Annotated in this window: 17 protein-coding genes and 1 pseudogene; 12 read left to right on the top strand and 6 right to left on the bottom strand. The window is 56.0% G+C overall.

The window, feature by feature from the left end:
- Positions 1-195: 195 nt before the first annotated feature.
- From ACZ1HV_RS13685 to ACZ1HV_RS13655, 7 genes are all read left to right on the top strand, one after another.
- The gene (locus ACZ1HV_RS13685; protein WP_298962373.1) at positions 196-3,183 is read left to right on the top strand and encodes a 2-oxoglutarate dehydrogenase E1 component; all 2,988 of its coding nucleotides are present in this window, start codon (positions 196-198) and stop codon (positions 3,181-3,183) included.
- Between the two features lie 73 nt (positions 3,184-3,256).
- Complete coding sequence (gene odhB / locus ACZ1HV_RS13680; RefSeq protein ID WP_472718366.1) at positions 3,257-4,765, top strand: 2-oxoglutarate dehydrogenase complex dihydrolipoyllysine-residue succinyltransferase; 1,509 nt, start codon at positions 3,257-3,259, stop codon at positions 4,763-4,765.
- Between the two features lie 37 nt (positions 4,766-4,802).
- A complete protein-coding gene (locus ACZ1HV_RS13675; RefSeq protein ID WP_298818824.1) occupies positions 4,803-5,417 on the top strand; it encodes a LysE family translocator in 615 nt (204 codons plus the stop codon).
- Between the two features lie 20 nt (positions 5,418-5,437).
- Positions 5,438-5,854 (top strand): LIC10280 family protein, encoded by a 417-nt coding sequence (lfb1, locus tag ACZ1HV_RS13670; RefSeq protein ID WP_298818826.1) that lies wholly within the window; start codon positions 5,438-5,440, stop codon positions 5,852-5,854.
- A 26-nt stretch (positions 5,855-5,880) separates the two neighbouring features.
- Positions 5,881-6,639 carry an SDR family oxidoreductase gene (locus tag ACZ1HV_RS13665; protein WP_298818828.1) on the top strand — a complete coding sequence of 253 codons (759 nt, stop codon included), beginning with the start codon at positions 5,881-5,883 and terminating at the stop codon, positions 6,637-6,639.
- A gap of 43 nt (positions 6,640-6,682) precedes the next feature.
- Positions 6,683-8,086 (top strand): dihydrolipoyl dehydrogenase, encoded by a 1,404-nt coding sequence (gene lpdA, locus ACZ1HV_RS13660; protein WP_472718365.1) that lies wholly within the window; start codon positions 6,683-6,685, stop codon positions 8,084-8,086.
- Between the two features lie 170 nt (positions 8,087-8,256).
- Positions 8,257-9,732: a hypothetical protein gene (locus ACZ1HV_RS13655; protein WP_472718364.1), complete on the top strand. Its 1,476-nt coding sequence runs from the start codon at positions 8,257-8,259 to the stop codon at positions 9,730-9,732.
- Here ACZ1HV_RS13655 and ACZ1HV_RS13650 read toward each other — a convergent pair.
- Entirely contained in the window at positions 9,726-10,145 is a 420-nt protein-coding gene (locus ACZ1HV_RS13650; RefSeq protein WP_298818834.1) for a MerR family transcriptional regulator, read from the bottom strand. The genes ACZ1HV_RS13655 and ACZ1HV_RS13650 overlap by 7 nt on opposite strands.
- An 88-nt stretch (positions 10,146-10,233) precedes the next feature.
- Between ACZ1HV_RS13650 and ACZ1HV_RS13645 the strand changes: the two genes are divergently transcribed.
- The gene (locus tag ACZ1HV_RS13645) at positions 10,234-10,872 is read left to right on the top strand and encodes a cation efflux transmembrane domain-containing protein (protein WP_298818836.1); all 639 of its coding nucleotides are present in this window, start codon (positions 10,234-10,236) and stop codon (positions 10,870-10,872) included.
- A 60-nt stretch (positions 10,873-10,932) separates the two neighbouring features.
- On the opposite strand, the gene ACZ1HV_RS13640 is transcribed toward ACZ1HV_RS13645, so the two are convergent.
- The 3 genes from ACZ1HV_RS13640 to ACZ1HV_RS13630 all read right to left on the bottom strand — a co-directional run bounded on the left by ACZ1HV_RS13640 (position 10,933) and on the right by ACZ1HV_RS13630 (position 12,811).
- Positions 10,933-11,892, bottom strand: coding sequence for a metallophosphoesterase (locus ACZ1HV_RS13640; RefSeq protein ID WP_298962497.1), 960 nt, complete (start codon positions 11,890-11,892; stop codon positions 10,933-10,935).
- 162 nt (positions 11,893-12,054) lie between these two features.
- Positions 12,055-12,288 (bottom strand): hypothetical protein, encoded by a 234-nt coding sequence (locus ACZ1HV_RS13635; RefSeq protein ID WP_298818839.1) that lies wholly within the window; start codon positions 12,286-12,288, stop codon positions 12,055-12,057.
- Between the two features lie 118 nt (positions 12,289-12,406).
- Positions 12,407-12,811 carry a serine/threonine protein kinase gene (locus tag ACZ1HV_RS13630; RefSeq protein WP_298818841.1) on the bottom strand — a complete coding sequence of 135 codons (405 nt, stop codon included), beginning with the start codon at positions 12,809-12,811 and terminating at the stop codon, positions 12,407-12,409.
- A 255-nt stretch (positions 12,812-13,066) separates the two neighbouring features.
- Between ACZ1HV_RS13630 and ACZ1HV_RS13625 the strand changes: the two genes are divergently transcribed.
- On the top strand, positions 13,067-13,456 hold the full coding sequence (locus ACZ1HV_RS13625) for a GNAT family N-acetyltransferase (RefSeq protein ID WP_472718363.1): 390 nt from the start codon (positions 13,067-13,069) through the stop codon (positions 13,454-13,456).
- A gap of 21 nt (positions 13,457-13,477) precedes the next feature.
- On the opposite strand, the gene ACZ1HV_RS13620 is transcribed toward ACZ1HV_RS13625, so the two are convergent.
- A complete protein-coding gene (locus tag ACZ1HV_RS13620) occupies positions 13,478-14,437 on the bottom strand; it encodes a tyrosine recombinase XerC (protein ID WP_298985080.1) in 960 nt (319 codons plus the stop codon).
- 143 nt (positions 14,438-14,580) lie between these two features.
- On the opposite strand from ACZ1HV_RS13620, the gene ACZ1HV_RS13615 reads away from it, so the two are divergent.
- Positions 14,581-15,528, top strand: a complete 948-nt coding sequence (locus ACZ1HV_RS13615; protein ID WP_298818847.1) for a sterol desaturase family protein — start codon at positions 14,581-14,583, stop codon at positions 15,526-15,528.
- 14 nt (positions 15,529-15,542) lie between these two features.
- Here the strand turns inward: ACZ1HV_RS13615 and fsa are convergent, their stop codons facing one another.
- On the bottom strand, positions 15,543-16,196 hold the full coding sequence (gene fsa, locus ACZ1HV_RS13610) for a fructose-6-phosphate aldolase (protein WP_152503938.1): 654 nt from the start codon (positions 16,194-16,196) through the stop codon (positions 15,543-15,545).
- A gap of 132 nt (positions 16,197-16,328) precedes the next feature.
- On the opposite strand from fsa, the gene ACZ1HV_RS13605 reads away from it, so the two are divergent.
- Positions 16,329-16,481, top strand: a complete 153-nt coding sequence (locus ACZ1HV_RS13605) for a hypothetical protein (protein WP_298818850.1) — start codon at positions 16,329-16,331, stop codon at positions 16,479-16,481.
- Positions 16,471-18,668 (top strand): annotated as a pseudogene (locus ACZ1HV_RS13600) (primosomal protein N'). The gene ACZ1HV_RS13605 and the pseudogene ACZ1HV_RS13600 overlap by 11 nt, the downstream one beginning before the upstream one ends.
- Positions 18,669-18,681: the final 13 nt, after the last annotated feature.

The raw sequence follows: 18,681 nt of genomic DNA, 5'->3' as shown, positions 1-18,681 counted from the left end.
TTATTTGCGGTTAGTGCACGGAAACGGTTTACGTTTCCTGTTGCATAGTGAAAGGATGGGTTGCGGCGCAAATTGTGTGCCGTAACACTTATTCGAGGGGCCGATGATTTCATCGGTCTTTGTAGGGAACCGGCCGCGGGTCTTATTTTCGGCCCGCCTTAACAAAAAGGGCGGAGCAAACCTCCGCTAAAGGACATGGCACGGCAGGAAGCGAACAACGTATTCGCACTGACGTCGTTGCTTTACGGCGCCAACGCAGCCTATATCGAAGACCTCTACGCACAGTATAAAACGGATCCGAATTCGGTGGACGCCGATTGGCGGGAATTCTTTGCGTCTTTCCAGGACGAAAAAGACGCCGTTTTGAAAGAGGCACGCGGGGCGACCTGGAAACGCAAGGACTGGCCGATTGAAGCAAATGGCGATCTCGTCAATGCTTTTGACGGCAATTGGGCGCCGATCGAGCAGAAAATCGGCGACAAGCTCAAAAAGAAAGCCGAAGCCAAGGGTGAACCGATTTCGGACGCTCAGGTACACCAGGCAACCCGCGATTCCGTCCGTGCCCTGATGATGATCCGCGCTTATCGCATGCGTGGTCACCTGCATGCAGATCTTGATCCGCTCGGCCTGAGCGGCAAGGGCGATCATGAGGAGCTGCATCCCTCATCCTACGGTTTCACGGAAGCCGACTGGGACCGGCCGATCTTTATCGACCACGTTCTCGGGCTGGAACACGCCACCATCCGCGAGATGCTCGACATCCTGAAGCGGACCTACTGTTCCACGCTCGGTGTCGAGTTCATGCATATTTCCGACCCGGCGTCCAAGGCCTGGTTACAGGAGCGCATTGAGGGGCCGGACAAACAGGTTGCGTTCACCTCTGAAGGCAAGAAGGCCATCCTGAACAAGCTTGTCGAGGCGGAAGGCTTCGAAAAGTTTCTCGACGTCAAATACACCGGCACCAAGCGTTTCGGTCTTGATGGCGGCGAAGCGCTGATCCCTGCGTTGGAGCAGATCATCAAGCGTGGCGGCCAGATGGGCTTGAAGGATATCGTCTTCGGCATGGCGCACCGAGGCCGCCTGAATGTGCTGTCCCAGGTGATGGGGAAACCGCACCGCGCCATCTTCCATGAGTTCAAGGGCGGGTCCTATGCGCCTGATGAAGTTGAAGGCTCAGGCGATGTGAAATATCATCTCGGGGCATCTGCTGACCGGAATTTCGACGGCAACAATGTTCACTTGTCGCTGACGGCGAACCCGTCGCATCTGGAGATCGTCAACCCGGTCGTTCTTGGCAAGGCTCGCGCCAAACAGGATCAGCTGGCCGCCGACGAAAACGGCAATTTCATCGAAACCACCGAAGTTGATCGCGACACGGTATTGCCGCTGCTGTTGCATGGCGATGCGGCCTTTGCCGGCCAGGGTGTTGTTGCCGAGTGTTTCGGCCTCTCGGCGCTGCGCGGTCACCGCACCGGCGGTTCGATCCACGTGATCATCAACAACCAGATCGGCTTCACGACCAATCCGCGCTTCTCAAGGTCCTCACCCTATCCGTCGGATATGGCCAAGGTCATCGAAGCGCCGATTTTCCACGTCAATGCGGACGATCCAGAAGCGGTCGTCTTTGCCGCCAAGATCGCAATCGAATACCGCCAGACGTTCCATCGTCCGGTGGTTATCGACATGATTTGTTATCGTCGCTTCGGCCACAATGAAGGCGACGAGCCGGCGTTCACGCAGCCGATCATGTACCGCAAGATCCGCAAGCATGCGACGACACTTCAGCTTTATTCCGAACGTCTGATCAGCGAAGGTCTGCTTTCGCAGGAAGACGTCGATCAGATGAAGGCGGAATGGCGCAAGCATCTGGATGAGGAATTCGACACCGGTCAGGCCTTCAAGCCTAACAAGGCGGACTGGCTCGACGGCAAATGGGCCGGCATGAAACGCGCGGGTGATGAAGACGATCCCCGGCGCGGTCAAACCGGGCTGCCGCTCGAGGAGTTGAAGGATATGGGCCGGGCTCTGGCACATGTGCCGGACGGCTTCAACATCCACCGGACCATTGCCCGCTTCATGAACCATCGTGAGCGTATGATCGAGACCGGTGAAGGCATCGATTGGGCAACAGCTGAAGCACTTGCTTTCGCGTCGCTCCTGAAAGAAGGGCACCCGATCCGTCTTTCAGGCCAGGATTGTGAGCGCGGAACGTTTTCTCAGCGTCACTCTGTTCTTTATGACCAGGAAAACGAAAGCCGCTATATCCCGCTCAACCATATTTCTCCGGATCAGCAACGCTACGAAGTCATCAACTCGATGCTCTCCGAAGAAGCTGTGCTCGGGTTTGAATACGGTTATTCGCTCACCGAGCCGCGTGCACTGACCATGTGGGAAGCGCAGTTCGGCGACTTTGCCAACGGTGCGCAGGTCTTGTTCGACCAGTTCATTTCTTCAGGCGAGCGTAAGTGGCTTCGCATGTCGGGTCTGGTCTGCCTGCTGCCGCACGGTTATGAGGGCCAAGGACCGGAGCACTCGTCAGCGCGGCTGGAGCGTTATCTGCAGCTCTGTGCGGAAGACAACATGCAGGTGGCGAACTGTTCGACACCGGCAAACTACTTCCACATTCTGCGCCGACAGCTGCGCCGTGACATTCGCAAACCGCTGATCCTGATGACGCCGAAGTCCCTTCTGCGCCACAAGAAAGCCGTTTCGAAGATCGAAGAGCTTGGCCCGGATTCAACGTTCCACCGTCTGCTTTGGGATGATTGGGGTCCGAACCTCAACGCAGAAAGCAAGCTGGTTGCGGACGACAAGATCCGTCGTGTCGTGATGTGTTCGGGCAAGGTCTATTACGATCTGTTTGAAGAGCGTGAGAAGCGCGGCATCAATGATGTCTATCTTATGCGAATTGAGCAGCTCTATCCGTTCCCGAAGAAGGCTCTGATGCTCGAGTTGGCGCGCTTCCCGCAGGCTGAAATGGTCTGGTGTCAGGAAGAGCCCAAGAATATGGGTAGCTGGTTCTTCGTTGAATCCTACATTGAGTGGGTGCTCGGTCAGATCGATGCCAAACACAAGCGTCCGCGGTATGCAGGGCGGGCGGCGATGGCTTCGACGGCAACCGGCCTGATGTCGGCCCATCTGGCACAGCTGCAGGCATTCCTCGAAGAGGCACTAGGAAACTAAACGTATCCCGTTCGGGAGGGCCTTCGGGCCCTCTTCTCAAGACTTGGCCAGGTAATTTTAAGAGAAGGCGACCATGGCAACCGAAATTCGCGTGCCCACGCTGGGTGAATCCGTTTCTGAAGCAACAATTGCACAATGGTTCAAGAAACCGGGGGATGCCGTCAGTCAGGACGAGCCGCTGGTGGAACTGGAAACCGACAAGGTGACGGTTGAGGTTCCGGCTCCAGCGGCAGGCACGTTGGAAAGCATTGTGGTCAACGAAGGCGATACGGTCGAAGTCGGAGCGCTTCTCGGCCAGATCGCCGAAGGCGCGGTCGCTGCAGCTTCGGCACCAGCCAAGAAAGAAAGCTCTCCGGCGGCAAAATCCTCTGGTGCCGTCGAACTGGTCGACGTGGTTGCTCCAAGCGCTGGCGAATCCGTGACGGAAGCCGAGGTGGGAGAGTGGAGCGTCAAGGTCGGTGACACGGTCAAGGCCGATGATACGCTCGTCGAGCTTGAAACAGATAAGGCTGCTCAGGAAGTGCCGGCTCCTGTTGGAGGCACTGTGGTCAAAATTGCGGCTGAAACCGGTGCAACCATTCAACCCGGTGTTCTTCTTTGCCAGATCGATCCTTCTGGCGCGGGTGCCGCTGCAGCACCGGTCGCTGCTGCGGCTGCGGCCACCTCAGCTCCTGCGGCGGTTTCCGGCTCATCCATGCCGGCTGCGCCTTCTGCTCAGAAAATGATGGCAGAAAACAACCTTTCTGCCGATCAGGTTGCCGGGTCCGGCAAACGTGGTCAGGTTCTGAAAGAAGATGTCATCAACGCGATCTCGTCCGGTGCAACAGCTGCAGCGCCAGCTGCTACTGCCATTCCGCGTGGTCCGGTTGCAGCTCAGGACGATGCGCGCGAGGAGCGGGTGCGTATGACCAAACTGCGCCAGACCATCGCCCGCCGCCTGAAAGACGCCCAGAACACGGCTGCCATGCTGACCACTTACAATGAAGTGGACATGGGCCCGGTGATGGAGCTTCGGAAGCAGTACAAGGACCTTTTCGAAAAGAAACACGGTGTCAAGCTCGGGTTCATGGGCTTCTTCACCAAGGCGGTCACGCATGCGCTGAAGGAAATCCCGGCAGTAAATGCCGAGATCGACGGCACCGATATCATTTACAAGAACTTCTGCCACATCGGCGTTGCAGTCGGCACAGACAAGGGTCTAGTGGTGCCGGTTGTGCGTGATGCCGATGAAATGTCCATTGCCGAGATCGAAAAGGAAATCGGCAATCTTGGTCGCAAGGCCCGGGACGGCAAGCTCGGCATGGCAGACATGTCCGGCGGCACCTTCACCATCTCCAACGGCGGGGTGTATGGTTCGCTTATGTCGTCACCAATCCTGAATGCTCCCCAGTCGGGCATATTAGGAATGCACAAGATCCAGGAGCGCCCTATGGCCGTTAACGGTCAGGTGGTGATCCGCCCGATGATGTATCTGGCTCTGTCCTATGACCACCGCATTGTCGATGGCAAGGAAGCTGTAACCTTCCTGGTCCGCGTCAAGGAAAGCCTGGAAGACCCGCAGCGCCTGGTTTTGGATCTGTAATCCGGACCGGCCGACCCCGAAGAAAAGGGACCGCATCATGAGTCTGGAGTTCTTGATAACCGCCCTGATCGTGGTGCTGGTTCCCGGAACAGGGGTTGTCTATACCGTGGCCGTTGGCCTTGGTAAGGGGCGGCAGGCTTCCATCGCCGCCGCCCTCGGGTGCACTTTCGGAATCGTTCCGGCTATTCTGGCATCGGTTATCGGCCTTGCCGCTTTGATGCACACCAGTGCGCTGGTTTTCACAGCTGTCAAATATGCCGGCGTTGCCTACCTGCTCTATCTGGCATGGCAAACGTTGAGAGACAGCGGACCAATGGATCTGAAGGCCGACAAAAGCAAGGCCAAGGGTTTTGCTTCAACGGCCTGGACCGGTTTCCTGATCAACATCCTCAATCCCAAGCTGACGGTCTTCTTTCTGGCATTCCTGCCTCAGTTCGTCAGTCCGGCTGCAAGCAATCCGACCTTGGAGATGCTCTTGCACGGGGGTGTCTTTATGGCGATGACATTCGTGGTTTTTGTCGTTTACGGCATGTTTGCATCGCTCGTTGGCGAACGGATCTTGCGCAGCGACAGGGTGCTCGTCTGGATGCGCCGTACCGTCGCTGCAACATTTGCAGGCTTTGGTTTGCGACTGGCCATGGCCGAACAGTAATTCTGACAAGGAGGCGACTGATGGGCATAAGGACACCGAAAGCTTCACTGCTGCCACTCTTTAGAAAGCTTGCTGCCGCTCTGATTGTGGCTGTAATGGCCCTCACCTCGTTGCCATGGCTATCGAACCCGGCCCCTGCTGCGCCTAAAGCCGTCTTTGCACCGCAGATTGAAGGCACTTATACGGTTCAGGGCACCAATCCGAGCGGGGCCTCTTATCAGGGCCGGGCCACCATTACTGTGAAAGACAACACGGCCTATATCCGCTGGGAAATTGCTGGCGACACATTCCACGGCCAGGGGCCTGTCAAGGGAAACCAGCTCGTTGTTAACTGGGGAGAGGCCGACCCTGTGATCTATCAAATCAACCCCGATGGTTCTCTCTTTGGCACTTGGGCCAAAGGGCGAGCGACGGACAATTTGCGTCCGATCAGGTAGCAGGAGGGGTCTCAGCCGGAGACAATATGACCGATCAAGTTCTTATCGTCACAGGCGGCAGCCGAGGTATTGGCGCCAGTGTTTGCCGCAAGGCCGGCGCTTTGGGCCATGCCGTAGTGGTGAATTATGCCGGCAACAAGGCGGCTGCAGACGCCGTGGTTGCAGACATTGCAGCGGCTGGTGGAAAGGCTGTTGCGGTTCAGGCTGATGTGTCACGTGAGGCTGACATTCTTGCTCTCTTCAACGCAGCCGATGAACTTGGGCAGCTGGCCGGGCTCGTCAACAATGCGGGTGTCGTCGATTTTTCTCAACGTGTCGACGAAATGACCGCCGAACGTTTGACCAGAATGTTCTCCATCAACGTGGTCGGTTCGTTCCTCTGTGCGCGCGAAGCGATCAAGCGAATGTCGACGCGGCATGGCGGCAATGGTGGTGCCATCGTGAACCTCGGTTCGGCGGGCTCCAAGCTTGGGTCTCCGTCACAATATGTCGACTACGCGTCCTCAAAGGGCGCGATCGACACAATGACGGTTGGCCTGGCTTTGGAAGTCGCTGACGAAGGCATCCGCGTAAACGCTGTTCGGCCTGGCATTATCGATACGGACCTGCATGCGTCTGGTGGCTTGCCGGATCGCGTTGCGCAGTTGCAGTCGAAGCTTCCAATGAAACGTGCCGGATCTGCGGACGAGGTTGCAGAAGCCATCATCTGGTTGCTTTCAGACAGTTCCAGTTACACGACCGGCGCCATTCTCGACGTTTCCGGCGGTCGGTCGATCCTCCCATGAATTTGAATTCCAACCAGAAGTGAAAGAGGCAAAGGCGACCAAAATGTCCCAATATGATCTCGTCGTCATCGGAACCGGCCCGGGCGGCTATGTGTGCGCAATCAAGGCCGCACAGCTTGGCCTGAAGACGGCCGTCGTTGAAAAACGGGCGACCCTCGGTGGCACTTGCCTCAACATCGGCTGCATTCCGTCCAAAGCGCTGCTTTATGCATCGGAAATGTTTGACGAAGCCGGACATGGGTTTGAAAAGATCGGAATCAAGGCGGGCAAGCCGAAACTCGATCTGCCGGCGATGATGAAACACAAATCTGATGTGGTGGACGCCAATGTCGGCGGCGTTGCGTTCCTCATGAAGAAGAACAAGATCGATGTGCATACCGGCACCGGCAAGATCCTGGCCCAGGGCAAAGTCGAGGTTACGGCCGATGATGGTACGGTTTCCGTGGTCGAAACGAAAAATATCGTGATCGCCACCGGCTCAGATGTCATGCCTTTGCCGGGTGTTGAGATTGACGAAAAACTGATTGTCTCCTCGACCGGTGCTCTGGAGCTGGAGAAGGTTCCCGGAAAGATGGTCGTCGTCGGGGGCGGTGTGATCGGACTGGAACTCGGTTCGGTCTGGAACCGTCTCGGGTCCGAAGTCACCGTGGTTGAGTTCATGGACAAGATCCTTGGCCCGATGGATGGAGACGTGTCGAAGAACTTCCAGCGGATGCTGAAAAAGCAGGGCATGGCATTCAAGCTTTCCTCCAAAGTCACCGGCGTTGAGAAAAAAGGCAAAGGCCTAGCCGTGACCGTGGAGCCGGCAAAAGGCGGTGACGCGGAAACCATTGAAGCGGACATCGTCCTGGTCGCTATCGGCCGCCGTCCCTATTCGGAAGGACTTGGACTGGACAGTGCAGGCGTTGCGCTCGACGAGCGTGGCCGGGTTCAGATCGATGCGCACTACAAGACGAATGTCGACGGTATCTATGCCATCGGAGATGTTGTTGCCGGCCCCATGTTGGCCCACAAGGCCGAGGACGAAGGCGTGGCCATTGCAGAGATCTTGGCAGGCCAGGCAGGTCACGTGAACTACGATGTCATTCCAGGCGTCGTTTACACCCAGCCGGAAGTGGCTTCTGTCGGCAAGACCGAAGAAGAATTGAAGGCCGATGGCGTAGAGTACAAGACCGGCAAATTCACGTTCACGGCCAATGGCCGCGCACGTGCCATGAACCAGACGGATGGCTTTGCCAAGGTTTTGGCTGACGCCAAAACAGACCGCGTCCTTGGCGTTCACATAGTAGGCTTTGGCGCTGGTGAGATGATCCACGAGGCTGCAGTTCTTATGGAATTTGGTGGGTCCTCGGAAGACCTTGCCCGGACATGCCATGCTCATCCGACCATGTCAGAAGCGGTCAAGGAGGCAGCACTCGGTGCGTTTGCCAAGCCGATACATTCCTAAAAGAACCGTCGGTTTTTCGGCCAATCAGAACAGCGGTGCAGAATAACGGTTGGAAGCCGGGGGCTCTTAAGTGAAAAGAGCTCCCGGTTTTTTGTTGAAACAGTCAGGTGACAATTGGCACTTAACGAACCTGCAAATGGATTGAATAACAAAGCAGGCATACTTTTTTTATGGCTGTGATGGGGCTGCCTTTGCTTTGCGGCCTGGTTTTCTTCTGGCCAGACCGCAGCATTGCCAATGTGGATGACCTTTTTTTCGTTCCCTGGGCAATGGAATTTGCCGAGAGCGGGCGCCACTGGAACAGTCTGCTCGCGGTCCAGTTTCCCGGCCTTGAAAACTACCATTTGCAGCCGAGGCTGCATCTGATCTTCGCCGGACTGTTTTTTTCAGTTTCTGGAACCAACACCACGGCGCTGCTTGCATTTGAGTTTTTGTGCTTTGCGCTGACCAACCTGGTTTTCGTGATCATCTGTTTGCGATTGGATTTGCGGCTTGCCGCGCTTTTCACGCCGCTCCTTTTTGCCCCATTGTACGTTGTTACCGGATTTCGCCTGGAGCTGACGGGTGCCTTGATATTCGTGTCGGGCTTGAGCGTGTCTCTTCCGTTGTTGCGCGCTGAGGCTTCCCGTGCCAGGGGGCAGGCAGGACCGGGCGCTGTAATGAGCATATTCAGCAAGTTTCTTTTCGGCATTGCGCCTCTTGCAGCGCCTTCGCTTTTTGCCTGGAGCCTCGGTGCTATTGCGGTGTTGGAGATCTGGCGCCTGGCAATGCGTCAGGCAAGACTGTTGCGAATTATCTGCGAAGGTCTTGCAGCGCTCTTGTTGGCGCTCGCGGTGTTTGCACTGTCAATTGATTTCGAGTTTGCCGAGTTTCTTGAGCAGTTCACCTTCCATGCCGGCCGATCAACGGGTGGTGGCTTCAATGACGAGGCGATTCTTCGCGCGGTCCTGTTCGCTGGGGCTTCAGCGCTCGTCTTTCGTCACAACCCCGCCGCTGCTGCAATTTGCACCGCACTGGCGGCAGGTCAGTTTTTGGCGGCCTTCCTCCACGACAAAGCTTTGATCCGGAACCTCGCGGCTTCAATGGTTTTCCTGATCGCGTTGGATGCTGCGGTCGGAACCAGGTGGCTCAAGGTGAAGGCAACTCTATTTGCCACCCTTTTTCTGGCCCTATCGGCCAATTTCTTCAGCTTCTATTTTCTTTCAGAACGAGTGGAGAATTCTGAAGCGGTGATAGCTGCCTATGAGAAGGATCTGTCAGATGGTCAGCGCGTGTTTGTCGATGAAACCATGGCTCAGCACTATCTGAACCAAAACACCCTGGGCGCACTCGCCTGGACGTGGGGCGGAACCTTTCCCAAGGGGCGTCCGACAAGTTTGTTCGACCTCGAGGAAGGCGATGTCTGGTACGTGAGCGAGTACACGATTTTAGGATATCTCAAGGGTCGGCATGACATTGCTGAAAAAGTGTGGTCGGACCCGGACTATCGGCGGGTCCCGCAATTTTCTTGTGTATTGGGTCGGCAGTCCTGCAATCTTCCCGTTGAACGGTGGCGGATTCTGCGACTGGAAAAACTGGATGAGGGCGTGTCGGTCAAAATCTTTGGTGACGAAACAACGTCGCGAATTCTCCCTCATGCTCAGTGATCATCTTTGCAAAGCCCATGATCTGCAAATGCTCTGAGAACGTTGCACTCTGTGACTGTGTGATCACCCTGGCAGCTGTCGGCAATACGGGTTAGCTCGGACTCAAGTCTCTGCAGATGCGTGATGCGTTGCCGGACAGCCTTGAGCTGTTCCACCGCAATCAGGTCCGCTTCGGCACAAGGTTTGTCGGGGTGTTGGCTGAGTTCGATAAGATCCCGAACCGCTGGCATCGGTAACCCCAGGTCGCGGCAGTGTCTGATGAAGCGCAACCTTTCAAGATCCGAGTGGCGGTACCGGCGTTGGTTGCCTTCGGTCCGCAAGGGCGCTTCCAGCAAACCTTCTTTTTCATAATACCGGATCGTTGGCACCTTCACCCCGGTTTCGCGGGACAGCTCTCCGATTGAAAAATCCATCAAAAACCTCTTGAAGCTCTAGTCGCTATAGGAATTAGAAAGGTCAAAAGACGGAAATTCAAGTGGCCGATTCGGCAAGGAGTGAACCATGGGCGCGTGCTGCGGCGCTTCAAATCAACGTTTTGACGGCATGTCGCAAGATTACCGCCGTCGTCTTTGGTTGGTGATTGCGCTCAACGGGGCAATGTTTGTCGTGGAAATGGCAGCAGGTCAGGCGGCCGGGTCCAAAGCTCTTCAGGCCGATGCCCTGGACTTCTTTGGCGATGCCGTGACCTATGGCATTTCACTTGCTGTGATTGGCGCCTCCCTGAAGACGCGCGCGCTTGCTGCTCTCTTCAAGGGAAGCAGCCTTTTTCTCATGGGTCTTTGGGTTGCGGCGACAACGCTTTACCAAGTGTTTGTTCTTGGCGTTCCACAGGCTGCGGTGATGGGGTCAATCGGCTTTCTTGCCTTGGCAGTTAATCTCTTCAGCGTGTTGTTGCTTGTGCGATACAAGGATGGGGACGCAAATGTTCGGTCCGTCTGGCTTTGCTCGCGAAATGATGCAATCGGCAATGTGGCGGTTATGTTGGCGGCTTTCGGCGTTTGGGGCACGGCAACCGCCTGGCCTGACCTGATTGTTGCTGGATTGATGGCGGGTCTGTTCCTGAGCTCTGCAATCCAGATTTTCGTGCAGGCTATTCGGGAGTACCGTCAAGACAGCTCGCAAACCCACCCGGCAGTGTAGTGACCGCTGGTTTCTGCTGAAAGTTAGCGCTCAAGCACCTTTCGATGACATCACGGCATGTCAAGAAGCTGTTTTGGCAGCGCCGAGGTGAACCAACGTGATTTCCGGCGGTACGCCGAAGCGGACCGGCAGGATCGAGCATCCAAGACCGCCGGACACGATCAGGTGTCTTGGGTTCGTTCTGAGGCTCAAATGGCGCATCAGAGTTGTTCCTTCGGTCTCGATGATATGACCATAGATGTGGTCTTTCCCGTGTTTCTTGGGGAATGCGGGCTTGTAACCCATGACATCGATCTGACCACCATGTGTGTGACCACTGACGGTCAGGCTCACGCGAGAAGGCACCTTTCGGATTATGTCTGGCTCATGCGCCATGAGTAGCACGGGCGCGTCGTCAATCACCTGGTCAAGGGTCCCGGTCAGGTCGTCCATGCCACGCCAGTATTTCCGCTTTCGCTTGCGGCTCGGAAAAAGGGCAAGCTGGTCATCAAGTCCGGCCAGCCAGAAGGCTTTGCCGTCTTTGGTGAAACGTTCAGCGCGGTTCTGGTAGAGCGGTATTCCGGCGTTGAGGAGGGCCTGACCGTACTTCGTTGGGCCTCGGCCGGTCAGTTGGGCTTCATGGTCATCCCACCAGTCGTGATTCCCAAGGATGGCATGTGTGCCGAGCGGCGCATTCAGGTCACCGAAAATGTCTGCCCACTCCTGCGGTGGAATTGCATCGTACTGCCATTTGTGGCTCGCCACGTAGTCCCCTAGCATCAGGATGATATCCGGTTTGAGGGCGTTGGTGCGGCCAACCACGAATTTCAGCCGCTCCAAATTCATCCATGGGTCACAAATATGAGGGTCGGCGATCAGTGCGGCCGTGAGCTGGAGGTCTTTGGGCCAGCGGGGCGGTGTCAGTCGATACTCTTTGACCGTCAGGCGAAAGGGTTCAACTCCGATCGCATAGGCGGGTGCCGAAATCGCGCCAAGAACGGCGCATCCAAGCCCTTTTAAAAACAATCGCCTTGAAATCATGAGATACCGCACCCCGATACTTGGTTGCTGCCAATATGAGCTGTGGTGCATCCGCTTCGCGGCGCCTTGAGGGCCGATTTCAGCAGAAAATGTGCAAGGCTTCTGCAAAAAGTCCCGCTGCAAGGCAGCGGGACATGATTGGAGCTCTTTAGAGGAGCCGGTTCACTCGGCTGGTTTGTCGCCTGGAACCGGTAGAACGATTGCTTCTTTTAGTGTTTCGTCGCTCAGATCATTGGTCGCGATGGAAACATCCGTGTCAACTTCGGGTATGACGGTCGTGTCCGCGACGGTCATGTTTTTCGACTTTGCGGTCTTTCCCCAGGAACAGGCATTTGCAGGAACAACTGCAAATGCTGTCAGGGCGAGGGCCGCAACACCGGTGCTTAATAGACGCATGCTCTGCCTCCGTCTTCTGGCCGCGTTAGAACGACGCGACTTTACGTAGGGTAAGAAAAAACGACGATCTGGCAAGGAAAAAACGGGGATCGATTGTATTTTGCTGCGCAAAACAGCATCACTTTCGCCTGAGATTGTAGGTTACTTCACGTCGAGGTTCCGACAAGTCATTGACGATATTCACGACATGGGTGTCGAGAAGATCTCCGAAAGCTTTCAAGGTAATCTGCTTACTGCTGAGAAAGCCGACCAGCAATACCACGACAGCACCATCTGAACGCAGCTCCGCTTTGGTCCAACCCCATTTGCAGTCTCGCGGAATGCAGGACGTAAAGGCTCGGACACGCACGTTCACCTGTTCATTTTCGCAGCGGCTCTCCACTTCGATACGCGAGATTTGTTTGGGCTCGGCATCCGGATTGACCCAGGTGCCATCTTCTGGGATCGGGCAGTAAATCCGCTGTGCAAGAGACGGGGCCGCGGACATCATCAATAGGGCGATTGCGAGGATCACCATGCGCATGTCTGTTCTCCCACGTACCTTCGGTGAAAAAACGTCGAGTGATTGACTTCAACCTAACCGATTACCGCCGCACCTGCTAGAATTGCATTTGAAAAGTGACAGGGTCGTTAAAAAATCCCTCCAAGTAAAACAGAGAGTTAGTATGCAATCACTCAGCAGTGAGCGATTTCTGCTTCGCCCACCCGAGGCGCAGGACCTAGCCGTATACCGCGCCTTTTTTCAAATGCCGAAGCATCCCGTTTCTACGGTGGACCATTGCGGGATGATCAGTCCTGGCGGGCCCTTGCCGGGCACGTCGGACACTGGCACCTGCGCGGCTATGGACTTTGGATGATCGTGCCGAAACAAGGCGGGCCTGCGATCGGTGGTTGCGGATTTGTCTGGCCGGATGGCTGGCCCCGGCGCGAGCTGACCTGGTGGCTGCTGCCCGAAGCCCGGGGGACTGGCGCGGCCGTCGAAGTTTCAAAAGTTGCGATCAAACACGCCTATGACAACTATGGCTGGCCTTTGGTAGAAACGCATATGGATGATGCCAATGCAGCGGCCCGCAAACTCGTTCAAAAGCTGGGTGGTGAGGTGATTGCGCGGGAAGTTTTTCCTGATGACAAAACACGTTCGGTGTATGAATTTCCAAGACAGGAATGACTCACTGAAACAGGTAATATTTTACCTTCTGGGGTGGGCCTTGTCGTAAGCTTTCAGAAGGTGCGCACTGTCGATCTCTGTGTAGATCTGCGTCGAGGCAAGGCTGGCATGTCCAAGCAGTTCCTGGATGGTTCTGAGGTCGCCACCGCCGGCCAGCAGATGGGTCGCAAAGGAATGGCGCAAGGCGTGAGGCGTCGCGCTGTCTGGCAGACCGAGTGCTCCACGCAAGCGCTGCATGGCCAGCTGGACCATACGGGGATTGAGCGGCCCGCCACGTGCGCCGAGGAACAGCGGGCCATTTGCACTGACCGCGTATGGACAGAGTTTCAGATATTGCTCGATGGCTTCGCTGACGGCGGGCAGAATTGGCACAATTCGTTCTTTGCCACCCTTTCCGATGATCCGTATCGTCTTTGTTTCACGTTTCGGCGCCGCGCCGCCTGTCAATGATAACGCCTCTGAAATGCGTAATCCGCAGCCATAAAGAAGCGTCAGTACCGCAGCGTTCCGGGCCTCGATCCAAGCCTCTGATTCCATCCCGAAATCGCCGCTGGTGATATCGACGGCATCTTTCGAGGAAACGGGTTTGGGCAGAGAGCGGGCCTGGCGGGGTGGACGCACTGCTGCCGAAGCGGCCGCATTGACCTCTCCGCGTCTTTCCAAAAACCTCAGAAAGGACCGAATCCCGGCAAGTCCACGTGCCAGAGAACGGCTTTGCACACCCTGGCGGCGGCGGTTTGCCAGAAAGCTTCGAAAATCAACCGGGCGCAAGGCCGCAATGTCCTTGAGGGCCGGCGCTCCACCCAAGTGCATTGTCAAGAACCGCAGAAACTGACGCAGATCCCGCTCATAGGCCAGAAGAGTCTTGTCCGAAAGGCGCCGCTCGTCTGACAGGTGATCCAGCCAAAGTTCCAGCCGGTGATTAAGATCAGGCTGGGCCGTGGTCAACAAGGCATTTTGTTCGTCAGAATTCGTGCGCATGATCCTCATTTACACTCAGAACAGGCAACTGTTCCGTTAACGATGGAACGGATTTTGATGCGATGAATAGACAGCGGCGACTTTACCGTCACTTAAGCAAGGGTTGCTAAAACGCTTGTTGAGTTTTGTAAGGAGTTGCCCCGGTGGACGTATTGGCTGACTTTGCCCAACGGCTACAGGAACTGTTTTTGTTTCTGGTCAACAACCGTCTTGAAAGCCTGACTTTTGCAGCAACCATCGCTTTTCTTCTTGTGGTTGTTTTGGTTGATCTGCATCGGCGTGGTTATAGGTTCTCCTGGCCACGGCGGCTGCTGAAAAGTGTTGGTGCCAATATTGCTTTCTGGTGGGTCAGCCTGCTGTTTGCACCTGCGGTGCTGCTGCTTACCTACCCGGTAAAGCAGTTTTATGACGCAATTGGTCTGCCCGGCATCGACGAGAGCTTTTGGCAAGGCGTTCCGGCATGGCTGCTCGTTCCACTGGCGATCGTTTGCTACGATTTCGCCAACTACTGGAACCATCGATTGATGCATCACAGGTGGTTTTGGCCCATCCACGCCATTCACCATTCCGACCCGGATATGAATGCACTTACGGCCTATCGGATTCACTTTCTTGAGTCTGTTGTGATGGGCCTGTCTTACATCCTGCTCCTCAGCTGGTTGGGTTTCCCGACAGGATCGATGGGAATGGGAGCCGTTCTGCTGACGCTGCACAGCATGTATGTCCATCTCAATGTCGACTGGGATCACGGACCGTTCAAATATGTGATCGCATCGCCGCGCATGCACCAATGGCACCATGCCGATTTTCCGGAAGCCTACGGCAAGAACCTCGCAAATATCTTCCCGATATTCGATCTTGCCTTTGGCACATATTATGTTCCCGGTCCTTGCCATGAACCGCTGGGTGCGAAAGGCGTTCCGGAAAACGATGTCGTGAAACTGATCCTTTATCCATTTGCCGTGTGGGGCAAGATGGTTCTGAACTTGGTTCGCCCTTCACGCAAAGTTCGAGCGTCCGCACCCGATGACCCGGCAAAACCAGAAACGCACCGGACCGTTGAGCCCGATGCGTCCACTGCAGCGTCGTAACGTTTCGTATTTGCCTAAAGAATGCTCTGCCCGGTCTTCGCCCAATCGGCGAGGAAAGCTTCAAGACCCTTGTCAGTCAAGGGGTGCTTGACGAGGCTTTTCAACGTTGCGGGGGGAACGGTTGCAACATCGGCGCCGATGATGGCGCAATCCTTTACGTGGTTCGGTGTGCGGATAGATGCCGCCAGGATTTCGGTTTCGTAACCGTAGTTGTCATAGATGACGCGGATTTCCCTGATCAGCTCGAGACCGTCCGCATGAATATCATCAAGACGACCGATGAACGGCGAGATGTAAGTTGCACCGGCCTTGGCGGCAAGAAGAGCCTGGTTCGCGGAGAAGCACAGCGTGACGTTGGTCTTCGTGCCTTCCTCTGTCAGCTTCTTGCAAGCTTTCAAGCCGTCGAAAGTCAACGGAAGTTTGATGACCACATTATTTGCGATCGCGCGAAGCACGTTGGCTTCCTTGATCATTGTATCGAAGTCGGTTGCAGCAACTTCTGCAGAAACATCGCCTTCTGTGATCGAGCAGATTTCCGCGATCACTTCCTTGAAATCACGGCCGGATTTGGCAATCAGCGACGGGTTCGTTGTCACGCCGTCCAGTAGACCGGTGGACTCCAGTTCCTTGATTTCCGCAACGTCGGCAGTGTCGACAAAGAATTTCATGAATTCGTACTCCCTGTGAGGCGCCCGTTTAGTCGCCGGATGTCTTTCCCCGGTAGCGGGGCAAAACGTTTGCGTGGTCAGCTGCGCTCTCTTTACCCTAGGATGGTGACAAGAAGAACCCCTGATTCTTCGGTGGATGAATTTTTTGCGGTACGTACCTCAAGACTAACGGAGCTTGCGCTTGAGCGAGACGGCGGCATTGTTTTTTTCAATTTCGAGGTGTTGCCACATGTACTGGACAAACTGGCAAACGACGGTGAGGACCTGAAACCCGGTGCTGTTTGACGACCCAGAACTGCCTGAAACGATTGCCAGTGTTCTGGTGCCCGTTGCCGTGCCGGTTGCCTATACTTACAAGGTGCCGCCTGGTGAGACTGTGGTGCCGGGCACAATCGTCAAGGTGCCTCTTGGTCCTCGTGAAGTGATCGGGGCTGTCTGGGACGATCAGCCGGACGCAGCAATTAATCCCAAAAAGCTGAAATCCATTTCAAGGGTCTATGACAAAACACCCCCGCTTGATGAGGAATTGCGCCGTTTTGTTGACTGGGTCGCCTCCTGGACGCTCGGAGCACCCGGAATGGTGCTGCGTATGGTGCTGCGTTCCGAGGAAGCCCTGGAACCGGAAGCGCCCGTTCCGGGCGTTCGACGCATTGACGGTGCTGAGCCGGACCGGATGACGGCAGCTCGCGGGCGTGTCCTTGCTACGATGGAAGATGGTTTTGCCTGGACAAAAAGCGGATTGTCCCACGCAGCAGGGGTTTCTCCATCGGTCATCGACGGTTTGATCAATCAGGACGTTTTGGAAGTGGTCATGATGCCGGCGGCCTTGCCGCTTCCCAAACCACAGATCGATTATTCACAAAAACCTTTGACGTCTTCTCAACAGGCTGCTGCGGAAGGCTTGATCAGCGGCTTCTCCAAACAAGGCGGTAGTGTCGCGCTGATCGACGGCGTAACCGGATCGGGAAAGACGGAAGTCTATTTCGAGGCGATTGCAGAAGCGTTGCGACGGGACCGGCAAGTATTGGTGCTTTTGCCGGAAATAGCACTGACCGAACAATTCCTGCGTCGGTTTGAACAACGGTTCGGCGTTTATCCGGCTGAGTGGCATTCGGAAATTACACCTCGCAATAGAGCACGTGTCTGGCGCGGCGTAGCCTCCGGCGATGTCAGGGTTGTCATCGGCGCTCGCTCGTCTTTGTTCCTGCCGTTCAAGGAACTCGGCTTGATTATCGTAGATGAGGAACATGACGCAGCATTCAAACAGGATGACCGGGTTCCCTACAGTGCCAGGGACATGGCAGTCGTCAGAGGACACATTTCGAAGTTTCCCGTCGTGCTGGCGTCCGCAACGCCTTCGGTTGAGAGCATCGTCAATGCGCAACAGGGACGGTATGATCTATACGAGTTGCCTGAACGCGCGTCAGGGGCGTCGCTGCCGGACCTGCACGCAATTGACATGCGTCTGGATGGTCCGGAGCGCGGCCGATGGCTTGCGCCCGCTCTCATAAACGGGATTCGCGAAACGTTCGGCAGCGGCGATCAGTCGCTTTTGTTTTTGAACCGGCGTGGCTATGCGCCGCTAACGCTCTGCCGAACGTGTGGCCATCGGTTCCAGTGCGCGCACTGTAGCGCATGGTTGGTGGAACACCGGTTTCAAAAAAGCTCGTCTGCCATCATTGCGGTCATTCCGAACCGGTTCCGCATTCCTGTCCGTCCTGTCAGAGCAGTGACAGCCTTGTGGCGTGCGGACCTGGAGTAGAACGGATTGCCGAAGAAATCTCGGATCTTTTCCCCGAGGCGCGTACGCTGGTGCTTTCCTCCGACATTGCCGGTGGGCCCGAGCGACTGAAACGGGAAATGAAAATCGTCGAAGAAGGCGGTGCCGACATCGTGATCGGTACGCAGCTTGTCGCCAAAGGGCATAATTTTCCAAAGATGAAACTGGTCGGCGTTGTCGATGCCGATCTGGGTCTCGCCCATGGGGACCCGAGAGCGGCTGAAAAAACATTTCAGCTGCTTGCGCAGGTGACCGGCCGGGCGGGCCGGGTAACCGGAGGCGGAAGGGGCTATCTTCAGACCTATAATGCTGATCATCCGGTGATCAAGGCGTTGTTGTCGAGCGACAAACATGCCTTTTATCAGGCGGAAATCGAAGCAAGGCGGTCAGCTGGATTGCCTCCTTTTGGAAGGTTGGCAGCGCTCATTGTGTCCGGACCAGACAAGTCATTCGCTGAAGGCTACGCCAGAGCGCTGGCGCGGGCAGCTCCCCACGATCAGGCAGTGACATTGCTCGGCCCGGCCGAGGCAGCTCTCGCGATGGTGCGCGGAAGATATCGGTTTCGATTGCTGGCGATGGCCCCGCGTCAATTTGACCTACAAACGTATTTGCGGCGTTGGCTCGCGGAGGGCCCGAAACCGACAAGGGGCTTAAGAGTGCAGGTGGACATCGATCCGCAGCACTTTCTCTAATGAGGTGGCAAAG

The sequence above is a fragment of the Roseibium sp. JB4-4 genome, from assembly GCF_055693425.1.
The sequence above is the reverse complement of the archived record's forward strand: the minus strand, read 5'-3'. Positions and strand labels throughout refer to the sequence as shown.

What these genes read in the sequence shown, in the direction of transcription:
- ACZ1HV_RS13685 (WP_298962373.1), top strand. Translation starts at nt 196, where the DNA reads ATGGCACGGCAGGAAGCGAACAACGTATTCGCACTGACGTCGTTGCTT.
- odhB (WP_472718366.1), top strand. Translation starts at nt 3,257, where the DNA reads ATGGCAACCGAAATTCGCGTGCCCACGCTGGGTGAATCCGTTTCTGAA.
- ACZ1HV_RS13675 (WP_298818824.1), top strand. Translation starts at nt 4,803, where the DNA reads ATGAGTCTGGAGTTCTTGATAACCGCCCTGATCGTGGTGCTGGTTCCC.
- lfb1 (WP_298818826.1), top strand. Translation starts at nt 5,438, where the DNA reads ATGGGCATAAGGACACCGAAAGCTTCACTGCTGCCACTCTTTAGAAAG.
- ACZ1HV_RS13665 (WP_298818828.1), top strand. Translation starts at nt 5,881, where the DNA reads ATGACCGATCAAGTTCTTATCGTCACAGGCGGCAGCCGAGGTATTGGC.
- lpdA (WP_472718365.1), top strand. Translation starts at nt 6,683, where the DNA reads ATGTCCCAATATGATCTCGTCGTCATCGGAACCGGCCCGGGCGGCTAT.
- ACZ1HV_RS13655 (WP_472718364.1), top strand. Translation starts at nt 8,257, where the DNA reads ATGGCTGTGATGGGGCTGCCTTTGCTTTGCGGCCTGGTTTTCTTCTGG.
- ACZ1HV_RS13650 (WP_298818834.1), bottom strand. Translation starts at nt 10,145, where the DNA reads ATGGATTTTTCAATCGGAGAGCTGTCCCGCGAAACCGGGGTGAAGGTG.
- ACZ1HV_RS13645 (WP_298818836.1), top strand. Translation starts at nt 10,234, where the DNA reads ATGGGCGCGTGCTGCGGCGCTTCAAATCAACGTTTTGACGGCATGTCG.
- ACZ1HV_RS13640 (WP_298962497.1), bottom strand. Translation starts at nt 11,892, where the DNA reads ATGATTTCAAGGCGATTGTTTTTAAAAGGGCTTGGATGCGCCGTTCTT.
- ACZ1HV_RS13635 (WP_298818839.1), bottom strand. Translation starts at nt 12,288, where the DNA reads ATGCGTCTATTAAGCACCGGTGTTGCGGCCCTCGCCCTGACAGCATTT.
- ACZ1HV_RS13630 (WP_298818841.1), bottom strand. Translation starts at nt 12,811, where the DNA reads ATGCGCATGGTGATCCTCGCAATCGCCCTATTGATGATGTCCGCGGCC.
- ACZ1HV_RS13620 (WP_298985080.1), bottom strand. Translation starts at nt 14,437, where the DNA reads ATGCGCACGAATTCTGACGAACAAAATGCCTTGTTGACCACGGCCCAG.
- fsa (WP_152503938.1), bottom strand. Translation starts at nt 16,196, where the DNA reads ATGAAATTCTTTGTCGACACTGCCGACGTTGCGGAAATCAAGGAACTG.